14 protein-coding genes are annotated in these 14,323 nt (G+C 67.3%); 8 read left to right on the top strand and 6 right to left on the bottom strand.

What is annotated here, in order from left to right; translation table 11 throughout:
• Positions 1–60: 60 nt before the first annotated feature.
• The 4 genes from L3N39_RS02980 to L3N39_RS02965 form a co-directional block, all read right to left on the bottom strand.
• Complete coding sequence (locus L3N39_RS02980; RefSeq protein ID WP_237255706.1) at positions 61–1,221, bottom strand: phosphoglycerate kinase; 1,161 nt, start codon at positions 1,219–1,221, stop codon at positions 61–63.
• A gap of 49 nt (positions 1,222–1,270) precedes the next feature.
• Positions 1,271–2,317 (bottom strand): erythrose-4-phosphate dehydrogenase, encoded by a 1,047-nt coding sequence (gene epd, locus L3N39_RS02975; RefSeq protein WP_237255705.1) that lies wholly within the window; start codon positions 2,315–2,317, stop codon positions 1,271–1,273.
• A gap of 106 nt (positions 2,318–2,423) precedes the next feature.
• Positions 2,424–4,421, bottom strand: coding sequence for a transketolase (tkt, locus tag L3N39_RS02970; protein ID WP_237255704.1), 1,998 nt, complete (start codon positions 4,419–4,421; stop codon positions 2,424–2,426).
• A 123-nt stretch (positions 4,422–4,544) separates the two neighbouring features.
• A complete protein-coding gene (locus tag L3N39_RS02965; protein ID WP_237255703.1) occupies positions 4,545–5,483 on the bottom strand; it encodes a LysR substrate-binding domain-containing protein in 939 nt (312 codons plus the stop codon).
• A gap of 120 nt (positions 5,484–5,603) precedes the next feature.
• Between L3N39_RS02965 and L3N39_RS02960 the strand changes: the two genes are divergently transcribed.
• The 7 genes from L3N39_RS02960 (at position 5,604) to L3N39_RS02930 (ending at position 11,071) form a co-directional block, all read left to right on the top strand.
• Positions 5,604–6,500, top strand: a complete 897-nt coding sequence (locus L3N39_RS02960) for a TauD/TfdA family dioxygenase (protein ID WP_237255702.1) — start codon at positions 5,604–5,606, stop codon at positions 6,498–6,500.
• The gene (locus tag L3N39_RS02955) at positions 6,497–7,099 is read left to right on the top strand and encodes a LysE family translocator (protein ID WP_237255701.1); all 603 of its coding nucleotides are present in this window, start codon (positions 6,497–6,499) and stop codon (positions 7,097–7,099) included. The genes L3N39_RS02960 and L3N39_RS02955 overlap by 4 nt, the downstream gene beginning before the upstream one ends.
• A gap of 82 nt (positions 7,100–7,181) precedes the next feature.
• Positions 7,182–8,183 (top strand): ArsR/SmtB family transcription factor, encoded by a 1,002-nt coding sequence (locus tag L3N39_RS02950; protein ID WP_237255700.1) that lies wholly within the window; start codon positions 7,182–7,184, stop codon positions 8,181–8,183.
• Positions 8,184–8,198: 15 nt separating this feature from the next.
• Entirely contained in the window at positions 8,199–9,389 is a 1,191-nt protein-coding gene (gene metK / locus L3N39_RS02945) for a methionine adenosyltransferase (RefSeq protein WP_237255699.1), read from the top strand.
• Between the two features lie 270 nt (positions 9,390–9,659).
• Positions 9,660–10,166, top strand: coding sequence for a hypothetical protein (locus L3N39_RS02940; RefSeq protein ID WP_237255698.1), 507 nt, complete (start codon positions 9,660–9,662; stop codon positions 10,164–10,166).
• A 3-nt stretch (positions 10,167–10,169) separates the two neighbouring features.
• A complete protein-coding gene (locus tag L3N39_RS02935) occupies positions 10,170–10,697 on the top strand; it encodes a DUF5384 family protein (RefSeq protein ID WP_237255697.1) in 528 nt (175 codons plus the stop codon).
• A 47-nt stretch (positions 10,698–10,744) separates the two neighbouring features.
• Positions 10,745–11,071, top strand: coding sequence for a hypothetical protein (locus tag L3N39_RS02930; protein WP_237255696.1), 327 nt, complete (start codon positions 10,745–10,747; stop codon positions 11,069–11,071).
• A 41-nt stretch (positions 11,072–11,112) separates the two neighbouring features.
• Here the strand turns inward: L3N39_RS02930 and L3N39_RS02925 are convergent, their stop codons facing one another.
• Both L3N39_RS02925 and L3N39_RS02920 read right to left on the bottom strand, forming a co-directional pair.
• Positions 11,113–11,874 carry an ABC transporter permease gene (locus L3N39_RS02925; protein WP_237255695.1) on the bottom strand — a complete coding sequence of 254 codons (762 nt, stop codon included), beginning with the start codon at positions 11,872–11,874 and terminating at the stop codon, positions 11,113–11,115.
• Positions 11,871–12,800 carry an ABC transporter ATP-binding protein gene (locus L3N39_RS02920; RefSeq protein ID WP_237255694.1) on the bottom strand — a complete coding sequence of 310 codons (930 nt, stop codon included), beginning with the start codon at positions 12,798–12,800 and terminating at the stop codon, positions 11,871–11,873. Before L3N39_RS02920 ends, L3N39_RS02925 begins: the two co-directional genes overlap by 4 nt.
• A gap of 162 nt (positions 12,801–12,962) precedes the next feature.
• Between L3N39_RS02920 and L3N39_RS02915 the strand changes: the two genes are divergently transcribed.
• A complete protein-coding gene (locus L3N39_RS02915; protein ID WP_237255693.1) occupies positions 12,963–14,291 on the top strand; it encodes a ferredoxin reductase family protein in 1,329 nt (442 codons plus the stop codon).
• Positions 14,292–14,323: the final 32 nt, after the last annotated feature.

Raw genomic sequence — 14,323 nt, 5'->3', positions numbered from 1 at the left:
CCAGCGTTTCGCCGCCATCGCAACGGCGCGGAGCGCAAGGCGCGTCCGCGCCGCGGCGGCTCACTGGGCGCGCTGTTCCAGCACTTCCACGGCCGGCAGCACCTTGCCCTCGACGAACTCGAGGAAGGCGCCGCCACCGGTGGAAATATAGGAGATCTGCTCGGCAACGCCGTACTTGTCGATGGCCGCCAGGGTGTCGCCACCGCCGGCGATGGAGAACGCCGGGCTCTGGGCGATGGCCTGGGCCAGCACCTGGGTGCCGTTGCCGAACTGGTCGAATTCGAATACGCCGACCGGGCCGTTCCAGAGAATGGTCTGCGAGGCCTTGAGCATCTCGCCGAACATGGCCGCGGTCTTCGGGCCGATGTCGAGGATCATGTCGTCGTCGGCCACATCGCCGATGGCCTTGACCGTGGCCTCGGCGCTCTCGGCGAACTCCTTGGCGACCACCACGTCCACCGGCAGCGGCACGGCGACCTTGGCCGCGATGGCCTTGGCGGTGTCGATCAGATCGGCCTCGTGCAGCGACTTGCCGACCTTGTAGCCGGCCGCGGCGAGGAAGGTGTTGGCGATGCCGCCACCGACGATCAGCTGGTCGCAGATGTCGGCCAGCGAGGTCAGCACGTCGAGCTTGGTCGATACCTTGGAGCCGGCGACGATGGCCACCATCGGCCGCTGCGGCTTGTCCAGCGCCTTGCCCAACGCGTCCAGCTCGGCGGCCAGCAGCGGGCCGGCACAGGCGACCTTGGCGAACTTGGCCACGCCATGAGTCGAGCCCTGGGCACGGTGGGCGGTGCCGAAGGCGTCCATGACGAAGACGTCGCAGAGGGCAGCGTACTTCTGCGCCAGCTCGTCGGTGTTCTTCTTCTCGCCCTTGTTGAAGCGCACGTTCTCCAGCAGCACCAGCTCGCCCGGCTGGACCTCGACACCGTCCAGGTAATCCTTGACCAGCGGCACCTCACGGCCGAGGGCCTTGGACAGGTAGTCGGCGACCGGCTTGAGGCTGTCTTCCTCACTGTAGACGCCCTCTTCAGGACGACCCAGGTGCGAGCAGACCAGCACCGCGGCGCCTTTTTCCAGCGCCAGCTTGATGGTCGGCAACGAAGCCAGGATGCGCGCATCGCTCTTCACCGCGCCATCCTTCACCGGCACGTTGAGGTCCTCGCGGATCAGCACGCGCTTACCCTGGAGGTCGAGATCGGTCATCTTCAAAATGGTCATGTTGGTCTTCCTTAAGGTCGAGAAGCAGCGATGTTGCAAGCGCGTGCCGCTACGGGCGATGGGCCACGCGCAGGTAATGGTCGGTGACGTCGAGCATGCGGTTGGCGAACCCCCATTCGTTGTCGAACCAGGCCAGCAGGTTCACCAGGCGCGGGCCGGAGGCGCGGGTCAGGCTGCCGTCGACGATCGCCGAATGCGGGTCGTGGTTGAAGTCGCAACTGGCATGCGGCAACTCCGTGTAGGCCAGCAACCCCTGCAACGGGCCGCTTTCGGCGGCCTCGCGCAGCACCTTGTTGATGGTCTGCGCATCGGTATCGCGCGCCGTCTGCAGCGTGATGTCCAGGCAGGAGACGTTCACCGTCGGCACCCGCACGGCTTTGGCCTGAATCCGCCCGGAGAGTTCCGGCAGCAGGCGTTCGATACCTTTTGCCAGGCCGGTGGACACCGGAATCACCGACTGGAAGGCCGAGCGAGTGCGGCGCAGGTCATCGTGATGGTAGGCGTCGATCACCGGCTGGTCGTTCATCGCCGAGTGGATGGTGGTGATCGAGGCGAACTCGATGCCCACCGCATCGTTGAGCAGCTTGAGCAGCGGCACGCCGCAATTGGTGGTGCAGGAGGCGTTGGACACCAGCCGCTCGGTGCCGCTCAGCTGCCCCTGGTTGATGCCCATCACCACGGTGGCGTCGACATCCGCCGCGCTGGCCATCGGCTGGGAAAACAGTACCCGCGGCACACCGGCTTTGATGAAGCGCTCGCCATCGGCACGGCTGGTGTAGGCGCCGGAGCACTCCAGCACCAGGTCGACGCCCAGCGCGCGCCAATCGATGGCTTCCGGCGTCGACTCGCGCAGCACCTTCACGCAGTGCCCGTTCAGATGCAGGCAATCGCCGTCCACGCCCACTTCGCCGGGAAAGCGGCCGTGGGTGGAATCGAAGCGGGTGAGGTATTCCAGGCTGGCCATGTCGGCCAGGTCGTTGAGGGCAACGAACTGAAAATCGAAGGCCGCGCCGCGCTCGTAGAAAGCGCGCAGCACGCAGCGACCGATGCGGCCGTAGCCGTTGAGAGCGACGCGATAGGGACGGGCGTTGGCCATGGGGGTCGTCGATCCTGGCGGTGGAAAACCGCTGCGCGGGTTTTCCACCCTACGCAAGGGGGCGTGACGTAGGGTGGATGACCAGGGTCATCCACCGCCGCTCGATTCAGTCTTCCAGCAGCTCTTCGGCCACCGCGAGGATGTTGTCGACGGTGAAGCCGAACTCCTCGAACAGCTGGTTGGCCGGGGCCGACTCGCCGTAGGTGGTCATGCCGATGATGCGGCCGTCGAGACCGACGTACTTGTACCAGTAGTCCGCATGCGCCGCCTCGATGGCGATGCGCGCACCGACTTCCACCGGCAGCACCAGCTGCTTGTAGGCCGCGTCCTGGGCGTCGAACACGCTGGTGCAAGGCATGGAGACGACACGCACCTTGCGGCCCTGCTCGGTCAGCTTGTCGGCGGCCTGCACCGCCAGGCTGACTTCCGAACCGGTGGCGATGAGGATCAGCTCGGGCTCGCCGGCGCAGTTCTTCAGGATGTAGCCGCCGCGGGCGATGGCCGCTTCGGTTTCGTTGTCGCGTACATGGAACGGCAGGTTCTGCCGCGAGAAGATCAGCGCGCTCGGGCCGTCCTTGCGCTCGAGGGCGTGCTTCCAGGCCACCGCGGACTCGACCGTGTCGGCCGGACGCCAGGTATCCAGGTTCGGCGTGGTGCGCAGGGCGACCAGCTGCTCGACCGGCTGGTGGGTCGGGCCGTCTTCGCCGAGGCCGATGGAGTCGTGGGTGAACACGTAGATCACCCGCTGCTTCATCAGCGCCGACATGCGCACGGCGTTGCGTGCGTATTCCATGAACATCAGGAAGGTCGCGCCGTAGGGGATCAGGCCGCCGTGCAGGGCGACACCGTTCATGATCGCGGCCATGCCGAACTCGCGCACGCCGTAATACATGTAGTTGCCCGAGGCATCCTCGGCCACCACCGGCTTGCAGCCCTTCCACAGGGTCAGGTTGGAGCCGGCCAGGTCCGCCGAGCCGCCGAGCAGCTCCGGCAGCAGCGGGCCGAAGGCGTTCAGGCAGTTCTGACTGGCCTTGCGGCTGGCGATGGTTTCGCCCTTCTCGGCGACTTCGCGGATGAAGGCGCTGGCCTTCTCGGCGAAGTCCGCCGGCAGCTCGCCGGCCATGCGCCGCTTGAACTCGGCGGCCAGCGCGGGGAATTCGGCCTCGTAGGCGGCGAAGCGCTTGTTCCACTCGTTCTCGGCGTCGGCGCCCTTCTGCTTGGCGTCCCACTCGGCGTAGATCTCCGCGGGAATCTCGAAGGGGCCGTGCTTCCAGCCCAGAGCCTCGCGGGTCAGGGCGATTTCGGCCTCACCCAGGGCGGCGCCGTGGGACTCTTCCTTGCCCTGCTTGTTCGGCGAGCCGAAGCCGATGATGGTCTTGCAGCAGATCAGCGTCGGCCGGTCGCTCTTGCGCGCGGTCTCGATGGCCATCTGGATCTCGTCGGCGTCGTGACCGTCGACGTTGCGGATCACCTGCCAGCCATAGGCCTCGAAGCGGCGCGGGGTGTCATCGGTGAACCAGCCGTGCACCTCGCCATCGATGGAGATGCCATTGTCATCGTAGAAGGCGATCAGCTTGTTCAGGCCCAGCGTGCCGGCCAGCGAGCAGACTTCGTGGCTGATGCCTTCCATCATGCAGCCGTCGCCGAGGAACACGTAGGTGTTGTGATCGACGATGTTGTGGCCGGGGCGGTTGAACTGCGCCGCCATGACCTTCTCGGCCACGGCGAAACCGACAGCGTTGGCCAGGCCCTGGCCCAGCGGCCCGGTGGTGGTCTCGACACCGGCGGTGTAACCGAACTCCGGGTGGCCCGGGGTCTTGCTGTGCAGCTGGCGGAAGTTCTTCAGGTCGTCGATGGACAGGTCGTAGCCGGTCAGGTGCAGCAGCGAGTAGATCAGCATCGAGCCGTGGCCGTTGGACAGCACGAAGCGATCGCGGTCGGCCCACTGCGGGTTGGTCGGACTGTGCTTCAGGTGGTCGCGCCAGAGCACTTCGGCGATGTCCGCCATGCCCATGGGGGCACCCGGGTGGCCGCTGTTGGCTTTCTGCACGGCATCCATGCTGAGGGCGCGGATGGCATTGGCTCGCTCACGACGGCTGGGCATCGCTGAATCTCCTGCGGGGGTGTACGTAGAAAAAGGCGGCCATTTTCCCCTACCGGGGCCGGGGCGGGCAATGACTGTGTGGCGAAGGTCTACCCCGCCGCCCGCATGCGCCTGGATGCTCGATCAGTCCAGCAGTTGCACACCGAGGCCGCGAACGTCGGGCAGGTGCGCCAGCAGGTAGTCCTTCAGCCGGGCCAGCACCGGGTGGCGACCGCCGCGCGCCGGCCAGACCAGGTAGTAGCTGTCGCCCGAGCGCACCGCACGGTCGAACGGCAGCGCCAGGCTGCCGCGGCGCAGGTCGGCGGCGACCAGCGCCAGGTCGCCGATCGACACCCCGTGGCCCTGCGCCGCAGCGGAAATGCCGAGCTCCAGGGTGTCGAACAGCTTGCCCTGCTGCCAGGCGATCGCCTCGCCAAGCCCGACCCGCTCCAGCCAGCGGCGCCAGTCGCGGCAATCGCGCGACGGGTGGATCAGCTCGGCGCGGGCCAGGCGCGCCGCATCCCAGGGCCGCTCGCCGAGCAGCACCGGCGCGCAGACCGGCACCAGCCACTCGTCGAACAGCTTGAGTTGCTGCCAGTCCGCCGGAAAGCTGCCGTTGCCCAGCAACACCGCGCAATCGAAGGGCTCGCCGTGGAAATCCACCGAATCGAGGTCCATCCAGGCGCTGGTCAGTTGCACGCGCCGCTGCGGCTGCTCGCGGCCGAAGGCCTCCAGCACGTCCAGCAGCCAGCGCATGGTCAGCGTGCTCGGCGCCTTCAGGCGCAGCGCGCCTTCCTGGCGGCTGACGGCGATACAGGCGTTCTCGATGGCGCGAAAGCCCACCTTCAGCTCCTGCGCCAGCACCCGCCCGGCGTCGGTCAGCGACAGCCGCGAGCCGCGCCGTTCGAACAGCTGGCAGCCGAGGTTCTCCTCCAGGGTGCGCACGTGCCGGCTCACCGCGCTCTGGGTGATGCACAGGCTCTGCCCGGCGGCGGTGAACGAACCCAGCCGCGCAGCCACCTCGAAGGCGCGCAGGGCATACAGCGGCGGCATCCGCGGCGCGAGGCCGTCCCGTTCAGGCATGACTAAAACTCATCCTTGCCGCTGCTTTTTTCCATTTTTCCACCTCCCTGCCCGCCGCCAATACTGCGCCGGCGCCGGTTCGCCGTGCGCCCGACCATCAAAATCGCAGGGAAGGATGACATGCTCGACGACCAAAATGACCACCTGCTGTCCGCCGCCATCCGCCACGGCGGCCTGAGCGCCGGGCAGATCGCCCAGATCCTCGAGTTCCGCCTGCTCGGCAATCGCCAGGGCTTCCTGCTGCTCAAAGACCTGCCGATCGGCGAGATCCCGCCCACGCCGCCCTCGCGTGCCCGGCTGGACAAGCCCGACCGGCGCAGCGAGCAGATGCTGCTGCAGGCCACCGCGCTGCTCGGCGAGCCGATCGGCTACCGCCAGGAGTCCGATGGCAGCCTGGTCAACAATTTCTTCCCGCAGCAGGCCCAGGCCCGCGCCGCCACCTCCGACAGTTTCGACACCGAACTGGAGCTGCACACCGAGAACGCCTTCCATGCCGTGCTGCCGGACTACCTGGCGCTGCTCTGCCTGCGCCAGGACCCGGCGGCCGAGGCCATCACCTACATCGCCTCGGTGCAGCGCATCCTCGAGCACTTGAGCCACGAGGAGCAGGCCTTCTTCCTATGCGAGCCGTACAACTTCCTCTGCGACTACGGCCCGCGCGGCAAGAACCAGCGCATCGATATCGGCCGCCACCAGACCGTGCTCTACGGCGACCCGGACTGCCCGTTCCTGCGCCTGGATCCGCAGTTCATGCTGGCCGCCAGCGAGCCGGCACGGGCGCGGCTCGAGCAGCTGCGCGCGGTAGCCTGGCAGGTCGCCGAGCCGCTGCGCCTGCGCCAGGGCGACCTGCTGCTGATCGACAACCGCCGCACGGCCCATGCGCGCAGCGTGTTCAGCGCCAACTTCGATGGCCGCGACCGCTGGATGCAGCGCGCCTTCGCCGTGGGCAGCGGGCACTTCCTCACCGAGCGCCTGGGCCGGCGCTCGCGGGTCTTCGACCTGGTGACCGAGCTATGAACGCCACCTACCTGACCTTCGCCGCCGCGGTCGCCCTGCTGATCGCCTCGCCCGGGCCGGTGGTCGCACTGGTGGTGGCCGATGCCCGGCGCGTCTGGCCGCTGTGGACCATCCTCGGCGGCGTGCTCTCGGCGCAGTTGCTGATCATCTGCGCACTGCTGCTGATCTACCTGGCGCTGGACATCTCGCCGCTGCTGATCCAGTGGGGCCAGGTCATCGGCGGCCTGTACCTGATCTGGCTCGGCAGCGACGGCCTCTGCGGCGGCACCGCCGAGGGGGTGACCACGCGGCGCAGCGAGGCGCACTACTTCTGGCGCGCGCTGGCGGTCGGGCTGTCCAACCCCAAGGACATCCTGTTCTTTCTCGCCTTCCTGCCCGGCTTCATCATCCCCGGCGAGCCGTTCGCCCCGCAGGCCGCGGTACTGGTGCTGATCTGGGCGGCGATCGACGTCAGCATCCTGCTCACCTACGGCCTGCTGTCGCACCGGATCAGCGGCAACCGGCGCATCGAGCAGCTGCTCGACGTGCTGCCCAATTACTTCCTGCTCGGCCTCGGGCTGGTCTCCTGCAGCCTGGGTATCAGCCGCCTCTTGCAATGACCCTGCGGGCCGCAGGCCAATATCAAAACTTTTTGATATTGGCCTTGCTGTACGAAAAACAGCCGACTAGACTGCGCGGCCTATGAGCCTGCGCATATCCCCGCTCCATTTCGACGACAGCGACCAGCTCGCCGCCCTGTGCAAGGCCGGCGGCGACGCGCTGCGCCTGAAGGTGCTGCGCGCCCTGGCCAGCGATTCGTTCGGCGTGCTGGAGCTGGCGCAGATCTTCGCCATCGGCCAGTCCGGCATGAGCCACCACCTCAAGGTGCTGACCCAGGCCGGGCTGCTGGCCACCCGCCGCGAGGGCAATGCGATCTTCTACCGGCGCAACCTGCCGCAGCCCGACAGCCTGGGCGGCCGGCTGCACGCGGCGCTGCTCGAGGAAGTCGACCAGCTGCCACTGGCCGACGACATCCAGGCACGCATCGCCGCGGTGCATGCCCAGCGCAGCGCCGCCAGCGAGGATTTCTTCGCGCGCATGGCCGGCAGCTTCCAGGCCCGCCAGGACCTGCTCGCCGGTCTGCCGCAGTATCGCGACAGCGTGCTGGCGCTGCTCGATGCGCTGAACTTCGAGGCCAGCGCCACGGCGCTGGAAGTCGGCCCCGGCGACGGCAGCTTCCTGCCGGAGCTGGCCAGCCGCTTCCGCCACGTGGTGGCGCTGGACAACAGCCCGGCGATGCTCGAACTGGCCCGCGAACGCTGCGCACAGGCCGCGCTCGGCAACGTCGAGCTCAAGCTCGCCGACGCCCTGCACGACGACTGCCCGGCCGCCGACTGCGTGGTGCTGAACATGGTCCTGCATCACCTGGCGGCGCCCGGCGAGGCACTCAGACAACTGGCGCGGCTGGTCAAGGCGGGCGGCAGCCTGCTGGTCACCGAGCTGTGCAGCCACAACCAGAGCTGGGCCAGGGAGGCCTGCGGCGATCTCTGGCTGGGCTTCGAACAGGACGACCTGGCCCGTTGGGCCGATGCCGCGGGGCTCACGCCCGGCGAGAGCCTCTACATTGGCTTGAAGAACGGTTTTCAGATCCAGGTTCGGTCCTTCAGCCGACCCACCGCTGACGACCGCCTCACCCACCGGTAATTAGGAAACCGTTAGATGAGCGAATACTCGATTTTCACCTCCGAGTCCGTGTCCGAAGGGCATCCGGACAAGATCGCCGACCAGATCTCCGATGCCGTGCTCGACGCCATCATCGCCGAGGACAAGCACGCCCGCGTGGCCTGCGAGACGCTGGTCAAGACCGGTGTGGCCATCGTCGCCGGTGAAGTGACCACCAGTGCCTGGGTCGACCTCGAGCAACTGGTGCGCGACGTCATCGTCGACATCGGCTACAACAGCTCGGAGGTCGGCTTCGACGGCGCCACCTGCGGCATCATCAACATCATCGGCAAGCAGTCGGTGGACATCGCCCAGGGCGTCGACCGCTCCAAGCCGGAAGACCAGGGCGCCGGCGACCAGGGCCTGATGTTCGGCTACGCCAGCAACGAGACCGACGTGCTGATGCCGGCGCCGATCCGCTTCTCCCACGCGCTGGTCGAGCGCCAGGCCGAGGCACGCAAGAACGGCCTGCTGCCGTGGCTGCGCCCGGACGCCAAGAGCCAGGTCACCTGCCGCTACGAGAACGGCAAGGTGGTCGGCATCGACGCCGTGGTGCTGTCGACCCAGCACAACCCGGAGGTCAAGCAGAGCGACCTGCGCGAAGCGGTGATGGAGCTGATCATCAAGCACAGCCTGCCGGCCGAGCTGCTGCACAAGGACACCCAGTACCACATCAACCCGACCGGCCAGTTCGTCATCGGCGGCCCGGTGGGCGACTGCGGCCTGACCGGGCGCAAGATCATCGTCGACACCTACGGCGGCATGGCCCGTCACGGCGGCGGCGCCTTCTCCGGCAAGGACCCGTCCAAGGTCGACCGCAGCGCCGCCTACGCCGGCCGCTACGTGGCGAAGAACATCGTCGCCGCGGGCCTGGCCGAGCGCTGCGAGATCCAGGTGTCCTACGCCATCGGCGTGGCCCAGCCGACCTCCATCTCGCTGAACACCTTCGGCACCGGCAAGCTCGGCGACGACAAGATCATCGCCCTGGTGCGCGAGCACTTCGACCTGCGTCCGTACGCGATCACCCGCATGCTCGACCTGCTGCACCCGATGTACCAGGCCACCGCGGCCTACGGCCACTTCGGCCGCAATCCCTACGAGATGACGGTGGGCGACGACACCTTCACCGCCTTCACCTGGGAGCGCACCGACAAGGCCGACGCCCTGCGCGCCGCGGCCGGCCTGTAACAGCGCCACGCAGCGCAAAAGCCCCGCCGGCGCGAGCCGTGCGGGGCTTTTTCTTTTCGCCAGCAGGCTCCCTCCAGCGCACTGCGACGCTTGGTCGCAGTGCGCGCCGCGCTTCTCAGCTGTGACGCGCCGCACACGCCAGCGGCAGCTGCGGAGCCAAGGGCCGGTGTGCTTTACCCTGCGAAACAGCCGCCCCTAGAATAATGGCAATTCGCCATCCAAGATGGTGGTCACGGATTGAACCAACGATCAGGGATAAGGAAACAGATCATGATCAAACGCTGCTGTCTGTCGCTCGCTATCGCCGCACTGCTTTCCGGTTGCCAGAGTACCGGTGAGCAATACCAGGCCGACGTCTTCGATGCCTCTCAGGTCAATACGCAGCAGGAAGCCCGGACGGTGAAGATCATCACCGTCTCGCCAACCAAGATCAAAGTCAGCAACGAAAAGAACAAGAAGGCCGCGATGATGGTCGGCGGCCTTCTTGGCGCCATCGGCGGCGCCGCGCTGGGCAACCGCAGCAACAACGACACGGCGATCGTCGGCGGTGTCGCCGGCGGGGCAGCAGGCGCGCTGGCCGGCTCGCTGGTCAGCGATACCACACTCGTGCCGGGCGTGCTCATCGGCTACTCCGAGGAAGGTAAGATCTTTACCTCGGCGCAGGTCGGCCGCCCATGTGAGTTCAAGACTGGCGAGATCTCGCTGATGGTGATGACCATCAACAACGAGACGCGCATCCAGCCGAACGCGACCTGTCCCGAGCCGCAGAAGGGCTGATCAATGAAACTCGCCCTTGTCGCCGCCAGCGCGCTGCTCATCGCGCTACCAGCCGCGGCCAACCAGTTCGAGCAGCTGCAACAGATCGAGCAGCAAACCCGCCAGGCCGAAGCCGCCGCCGAAGCCGAGCGCGCGCGCCAGGCAGCCGCCGCCCGAGCCCAGGCCGAGGCGCGCGAGCAGGCCGAGCGCCGCCAGCGAGCGGCCGCGCAACAGGCCGCGCAGAAGCGCGCCGATGAGCGCCGGGCCGCCCAAGATGCCGAACACAAGCGCATGCGCACCCGTGAGGAAGCCTTCGAGGACGAGTTGCGCCTGCTCGAACTGGAAGAGCGACGCCTGGAGCTTCAGGCCAAGCGTGCCCGCACTTCCCGCACCAACGACTACATCGATGCCGAGCTGCGCGAAAAAGCGGCACGTACTGACGTGATCCAGTCCGAGGCCGACTCGCTGCGCAACGTGACGTCCGGTACCAAGACCCTGCTGGAGAATGCAGGCGAAGCCGAAGTCAATCGTTCCAAGCGGCTGTTCGAATAAGACTCCATGGCCCCGCCTCGCCGGGGCCTTTCCGGGAAATTCCTACGATGATGCGTATCGCTTTGCTGGCTGCGGCCGGCCTGCTGTTGGCTGCCTGTTCGAAAGAAGAGCCGCTCCCGGTCGTTCCCCGGGTGGACCTCCACGGTCGCCTTGAGGTGGACGAGGCCAGGACGGCCGAGCGCCAGGCCGAGGGCATCGAGGGTTCGTACTACCGACGCGTGCTGAACGTGGCGGGCACGGAGATGAGCCTGGATGAGTTCCTGCGGCACCACTGCCCCGCCGACAACCGCCACCAGACCTGTGACAGGGCCCGGCGCATCAAGCGCATCGACGACGTCGCCGGGGCTACCCGCTTCCTGCCCAACGGGCTTTAGCCTACGCTCAGCGTAGGCCTCCAGGCGCCCAGCCGCCGCGCTCAGTTCTTCAACCGATACCCGGTGCGGAAGATCCAGCCAACCAGCACCAGGCACAGCGCCAGGAAGCCGAGGATCATCGCCAGGCTGATGCCGACGTTGATGTCCGAGACGCCGTAGAAGCTCCAGCGGAAGCCGCTGATCAGGTACACCACCGGGTTGAACAGGGTGATCTTCTGCCACAGCGGCGGCAGCATCTCGATGGAATAGAAGCTGCCGCCGAGGAAGGCCAGCGGGGTGACGATCAGCGCCGGGACGATCTGCAGCTTCTCCCAGCCGTCGGCCCAGATGCCGATGATGAAGCCGAACAGGCAGAAGGTAATCGCGGTGAGCACCAGGAACAGCGCCATCATCAGCGGGTGCTCGATCTGGTAGTCGACGAACAGCCGCGCGGTGATGAGGATGATCACGCCGAGGATCAGCGACTTGGTCGCCGCCGCGCCGACGTAGCCGATGACGATCTCGACGTAGGACACCGGCGCCGAGAGCACCTCGTAGATGGTCCCCGAGTAGCGCGGCATGTAGATGCCGAACGAGGCGTTGGAGATGCTCTCGGTGAGCAGCGCCATCATCACCAGGCCGGGGATGATGAAGGCACCGTAGGGGATGCCGTGCATGGCCTCCATGCGCGCGCCGATGGCCGAGCCGAACACCACGAAGTACAGCGAGGTGGAGATCACCGGGGTGGCGATGCTCTGCAGCAGGGTGCGCCAGGTGCGCGCCAGTTCGAACAGGTAGATGGCGCGGATCGCGTGGACGTTCATGTGCGGCTGCCCTTGACCAGACTGACGAAGATTTCCTCCAGCGAGCTCTGGCTCGACTGCAGGTCCTTGAAATCGATGCCCTGCTCGTCGAGCAGGCGCAGCAGGTCGGCGATGCCGGTGTGCTCGTGCTGCGCATCGAAGGTGTAGACCAGTTGCGTGCCGTCGGCCGACAGCTCGAGGCCGTAGGGTGCGAGCGCGGCGGGGACGGCCTCCAGCGGGCGCTGCAGGATCAGCGTCAGCTGCTTCTTGCCCAGCTTGTGCATGAGCACGTGCTTGTCCTCGACCAGGATGATCTCGCCCTTGCGGATCACCCCGATGCGGTCGGCCATCTCCTCGGCCTCCTCGATGTAGTGGGTGGTGAGGATGATGGTCACGCCGCGCGCGCGCAGGCCGCGGACCATCTCCCACATGTCGCGGCGCAGCTCGACATCGACGCCCGCGGTGGGCTCGTCGAGGAACAGAATCGACGGTTCGTGGGACAGCGCCTTGGCGATCATCACGCGGCGCTTCATGCCGCCGGAAAGGTCGAGGATGCGCGCGTCGCGCTTGTCCCACAGCGACAGGTCTCGCAACAGCTTCTCGATGTAGGCATCATCTGGCGCCTTGCCGAACAGCCCGCGGGAAAAGCGCACCGTCGCCCAGACGCTCTCGAAGCCCTCGTTGTACAGCTCCTGGGGTACCAGCCCGATCTTCGAGCGCGCGGCGCGGTAGTCGCGCAGGATGTCGTGGCCGTCGACCCGCACGCGCCCGCTGCCAGGGTTGACGATGCCGCAGATGATGCTGATCAGCGTGGTCTTGCCGGCGCCGTTGGGGCCCAGCAGGGCGAAGATCTCGCCCTTGCGGATCTCGAGGTCGATGGCCTTGAGGGCCGGGTGCCCCGAGGCGTAGGTCTTGGTGAGCTGCTCGATGGAGATCACGGATTGCACGGGCTCGTCGCTCCGAAGTGGGCCAGGGGCCGATTGTAGGAAAAACCGCTGCCGTCGGCTTGCCTGGCGGATCGCCCGACGAAGCTGACTTCGATCATGTCGGCCGGCCGGCGATGGCGCATGCTTGGCAGCGGCTTCAGGACTGATGCGCGAGGAGGCGCGATGAAACCCATCAAACTGACCTTTATCGGACTGTTCGTCGCGCTGGTCGCGCTGTGGCTGCTGGCCGACGACCTGCTGGTGGACCGCCTGCAGTTCTGGCCATTGCGCTCGACCATGGTTCACTTCAGCGGCGTGCTGGTGATGGGCGCGATGAGCGTGGCGATCTTCCTCGCCGCGCGGCCGGTGCGCATCGAGCCGCTGTTCGATGGTCTGGACAAGACCTACCGGCTGCACAAGTGGCTGGGCATCGCCAGCCTGGTGCTGGCGGTGGTGCACTGGGGCTGGGCGCAGATTCCCAAGTGGCTGGTCGGCTTCGGCTGGCTGGAGCGCCCGGCGCGGCGTGGCGCCGGGCAGGTGCACGAAGGCCTGGCCGGCCTGCTGCATAACCAGCGCGGGCTGGCCGAGAGCATCGGCGAGTGGGCCTTCTACGGCGCGGCGCTGCTGATCGTGCTGGCGCTGATCAAGCGTTTTCCCTACCGCTGGTTCTTCAAGACCCACCGCTGGCTGGCCGCGCTCTACCTGGCGCTGGTCGTCCACGCGGTGGTACTGATGCCGTTCGCCTACTGGAACACCCCGCTCGGCCTGGTGATGGGCCTGCTGCTGGCGGCCGGCAGCTGGGCCGCCGTGCTGTCGCTGATGCGCCAGGTCGGGCGCAAGCACCAGGTCGTCGGGCGCATCGCGCAGCTGACCTACCACCGCGACAACCGCGTGCTGCGCGTGGAGATCGGCCTGGAAGGCGCCTGGCCGGGGCACAAGGCCGGGCAGTTCGCCTTCGTCACCTTCGACCCCAGCGAAGGCCCGCACCCGTTCAGCATCTCCTCGGCATGGCGCAACGACGGCAAGCTCACCTTCGCCATCAAGGGCATCGGCGACTACACCCGCAGCCTGCCGCAGCGGCTGAAGGAAGGCGACGCGGTGACCGTCGAAGGCCCCTATGGCTGCTTCGATTTCCGCGGCCGGCGCAACGAGCAGATCTGGGTCGCCGGCGGCATCGGCATCGCGCCCTTCATCGGCCGCCTGCAGGCGCTGGCACTGACCGGCGGCGGCAGCAACGTCGAGCTGTTCTACTGCACCAGCGAGCCGGACCAGGCCTTCATCGAGCGGATCCGCCAGCTCGCCGAGCAGGCCCGGGTACGCCTGCACCTGATGGTCTCCAGCCGGGACGGCCGGCTGACGCCCCAGCGCCTGCGCGAACTGGCGCCGTCGTGGAAGAACGCCGACGTCTGGTTCTGCGGCCCGGCCGGCTTCGGCCAGAGCCTGCGCGACGACCTCATCGCCCGCGGCCTGTCGCCGCACGACTTCCACCAGGAGTTGTTCAACATGCGCTGACGCACGGCGCGCCCCGACCGGCTGCGTGACAA

Origin of the sequence: Pseudomonas oligotrophica, assembly GCF_021726475.1 — a bacterium.
GTDB classification, from domain to species: Bacteria; Pseudomonadota; Gammaproteobacteria; order Pseudomonadales; family Pseudomonadaceae; genus Stutzerimonas; species Stutzerimonas oligotrophica.
The sequence above is the reverse complement of the archived record's forward strand: the minus strand, read 5'-3'. Positions and strand labels throughout refer to the sequence as shown.

Excerpts from the sequence above, each read along its gene's own strand:
- L3N39_RS02950 (WP_237255700.1), top strand. The coding sequence starts at position 7,182 with ATGAGCCTGCGCATATCCCCGCTCCATTTCGACGACAGCGACCAGCTC.
- L3N39_RS02930 (WP_237255696.1), top strand. The coding sequence starts at position 10,745 with ATGATGCGTATCGCTTTGCTGGCTGCGGCCGGCCTGCTGTTGGCTGCC.
- L3N39_RS02980 (WP_237255706.1), bottom strand. The coding sequence starts at position 1,221 with ATGACCATTTTGAAGATGACCGATCTCGACCTCCAGGGTAAGCGCGTG.
- L3N39_RS02965 (WP_237255703.1), bottom strand. The coding sequence starts at position 5,483 with ATGCCTGAACGGGACGGCCTCGCGCCGCGGATGCCGCCGCTGTATGCC.
- L3N39_RS02955 (WP_237255701.1), top strand. The coding sequence starts at position 6,497 with ATGAACGCCACCTACCTGACCTTCGCCGCCGCGGTCGCCCTGCTGATC.
- L3N39_RS02925 (WP_237255695.1), bottom strand. The coding sequence starts at position 11,874 with ATGAACGTCCACGCGATCCGCGCCATCTACCTGTTCGAACTGGCGCGC.
- L3N39_RS02915 (WP_237255693.1), top strand. The coding sequence starts at position 12,963 with ATGAAACCCATCAAACTGACCTTTATCGGACTGTTCGTCGCGCTGGTC.
- tkt (WP_237255704.1), bottom strand. The coding sequence starts at position 4,421 with ATGCCCAGCCGTCGTGAGCGAGCCAATGCCATCCGCGCCCTCAGCATG.
- epd (WP_237255705.1), bottom strand. The coding sequence starts at position 2,317 with ATGGCCAACGCCCGTCCCTATCGCGTCGCTCTCAACGGCTACGGCCGC.
- metK (WP_237255699.1), top strand. The coding sequence starts at position 8,199 with ATGAGCGAATACTCGATTTTCACCTCCGAGTCCGTGTCCGAAGGGCAT.
- L3N39_RS02960 (WP_237255702.1), top strand. The coding sequence starts at position 5,604 with ATGCTCGACGACCAAAATGACCACCTGCTGTCCGCCGCCATCCGCCAC.
- L3N39_RS02940 (WP_237255698.1), top strand. The coding sequence starts at position 9,660 with ATGATCAAACGCTGCTGTCTGTCGCTCGCTATCGCCGCACTGCTTTCC.
- L3N39_RS02935 (WP_237255697.1), top strand. The coding sequence starts at position 10,170 with ATGAAACTCGCCCTTGTCGCCGCCAGCGCGCTGCTCATCGCGCTACCA.